The 2,468-nt window shown below is 74.3% G+C and carries 2 protein-coding genes and 1 pseudogene; 1 reads left to right on the top strand and 2 read right to left on the bottom strand.

What is annotated here, in order from left to right; genetic code table 11:
- A pseudogene (locus tag HGA02_RS16350) lies at window positions 1-399 on the bottom strand (3-oxoacyl-ACP reductase); the annotation flags it as partial.
- 2 nt (window positions 400-401) lie between these two features.
- The gene (locus tag HGA02_RS16345; RefSeq protein WP_168680164.1) at window positions 402-1,745 is read right to left on the bottom strand and encodes an acetyl-CoA C-acetyltransferase; all 1,344 of its coding nucleotides are present in this window, start codon (window positions 1,743-1,745) and stop codon (window positions 402-404) included.
- A gap of 115 nt (window positions 1,746-1,860) precedes the next feature.
- Between HGA02_RS16345 and HGA02_RS16340 the strand changes: the two genes are divergently transcribed.
- The coding region (locus HGA02_RS16340; protein WP_168680162.1) for a TetR family transcriptional regulator at window positions 1,861-2,468 on the top strand (608 nt) is incomplete at its 3' end.

Below are 2,468 nucleotides of genomic sequence, written 5' to 3'. Positions count from 1 at the left end.
GCCCGCCTCCCGCGACACGGTGACGACGCGACCCCCGCGGGCCAGCCCCTTCAACGTCGCCGCCGCCGCGAGGACCGGCTCCGCGAGCTGGTCGGGGTGGGTCACACCCGTGAGGACGAGCACGACGGCCGCGTACCGGGTGTCGGGCGTGGCGTGCCGGTGCACCTCGAGGTCCCAGCCGTCGAGGACCGTCGCACCGGGGGCGCCGCCCGCCGGTCCGGACAGCACCGCGGCGAGCGCGTCCGCGTCGTCGTCGCGGCCCAGCACCAGGACGGGCCCGTCGACGAGCGGCGAGCCGGGGCGGTGACGGCGCAGCGGCGTCGGCTGGGGGAGGCCGAGCTGCTTGGCGATCTTCTTCGTGACGCCGCTGTTGACGAGGTTGAGGTAGGTGTCGGTCATGGTCACGCCGCCTCGAGGATCGCGGTGAGGCCGAGCCCGCCGGCCGCGCACACGGACACCAGGGCCCGCACGGGGCGTCCCTCGGCCTGCTTGCGGCGGTGCAGCTCCTTGCTGATCGTGGCGACGATCCGCCCGCCGGTCGCGGCGAACGGGTGGCCCGCGGCCAGCGAGGACCCGTGCACGTTGAGCCGCGCCCGGTCGACCGAGCCGAACGCCCCGTCGAGCCCCAGCCGTTCCTTGCCGAACTGCTCCGACTCCCACGCGGCGAGCGTCGTGAGGACCGTCGACGCGAACGCCTCGTGGATCTCGACGTAGTCGAGGTCGTCGAGGGTCAGGCCGTTGCGGGCCAGCAGGCGCGGGACCGCGAAGACGGGCGCCATGAGCAATCCGTCGACGCCGTGCACGAAGTCGACCGCGGCGGCCTCGGCGTCGACGACGACCGCGAGCGGCGTGAGGTCGTGCGCGGCGGCCCACTCGTCCGAGCCGAGCAGGACGGTCGACGCGCCGTCGGTGAGCGGCGTCGAGTTGCCGGCCGTCATCGTCGCGGGCGTGTCGAGCCCGAGCCCGAACACGGGCTTGAGCTTCGCGAGCTTCTCGAGCGACGTGTCGGCGCGCAGGTTGCCGTCGGTGGTCTGGCCGCGGAACGGCGTGACGAGGTCGTCGAAGAACCCGTCGGCCCACGCGGCCGCGAGGCGCTGGTGCGACGCGTAGGCGATCTCGTCCTGCGCCTCGCGCGTGATGCCCCACTGCGCGGTCGTGAGCGCCTGGTGCTCGCCCATCGACAGGCCGGTGCGCGGCTCGTCGGTACGGGGCGCGGCGGGCGCGAGGTCCTTGGGGCGGATGCGCGACGCGACCGCGAGCCGCTGCCCGACGGAGCGCGCGCGGGACAGGTCGAGCAGCGTGCGGCGCAGCCGGTCGCTCACGGCGATGGGCGCGTCGGACGTGGTGTCGACGCCGCCCGCGATGGCGGAGTCGAGCTGGCCGAGGCGGATCTTGTTCGTGAGCCCGACGACCGACTCGAGGCCGGTCGCGCACGCCTGCTGGACGTCGTACGCGGGCGTCGTGGGCGCGAGCGCCGAGCCGAGCACGGCCTCGCGCGTGAGGTTGAAGTCGCGCGAGTGCTTGAGCACGGCACCGGCGGCGACCTCGCCGATGCGCTCGCCCTGCAGGCCGTACCGCGCGACGAGCCCGTCGAGCGCGGCGGTCAGCATGTCCTGGTTGCTCGCGTGGGCGTACGCGCCGCCGGCGCGGGCGAACGGGATCCGGTTGCCGCCGAGCACGAGCGCGCGGCGCGTCCCGGGTGTCGTCGGCGTGTCCGCAGGGGTCTTGCGGGGGGAGGGGGCCACGGCTTGGTTCCTCTCGCATCGTCGCTCGAGCTCGGACGGCCCTCGTGCCGGTGCGCGAGGGACCTACGTCCCGAAGTGGTGTCCGAAACCCACAGTACCTGATACCTTCGGTTTCGTGAGCCCCATCACACGAGGGCCGTCGACGACGACGCCACCCACGCTCCTGCGCCCTGACGCCGGAACCCCGCCACCGGGCGACCGCGCCCTGCCCGACGCGCACGACCTGCCCGTCGACGGCCGCTCGACCCGCTGGGCGGACCACCGCGAGGCCCGCCGCGCCGAGCTCGTCCGCATCGCCCGCCGCACCGTCCACCACCACGGCCCGGACGTGTCGATGGAGGAGATCGCGGCCGCGGCCGGCACCTCGAAGTCGATCGTCTACCGCTACTTCACCGACAAGACCGGCCTGCAGATCGCCGTCGCCGAGGCCGTCGTGCTGCAGATCCAGGGCGCGCTCGAGGGCGTCCTGCGCGTCTCGCCGACGCCGCGCGAGGGCCTGCGTGCGATGGTCGCGGTGTACCTCGAGATGATCGAGTCCTCCCCGAACGTCTACGCGTTCGTGACGCGCGACGGCTCGGTCGAGTCCGGCGGCCCGCTCGGCCACTTCCTCGACTCCGTCACCGCGCTCGTCGCCGTCGGCCGCGGACCCCGCACGTCGGGCGTCGGCTACGAGGAGCAGGGCATCACGCTCGACCGGGGCTTCGTCATCACCGACGAGAAGCT

This window comes from Cellulomonas septica (assembly GCF_012396155.1).
GTDB lineage: Bacteria > Actinomycetota > Actinomycetes > Actinomycetales > Cellulomonadaceae > Cellulomonas > Cellulomonas septica.
This window is presented reverse-complemented; position numbering and strand designations above follow the sequence as displayed.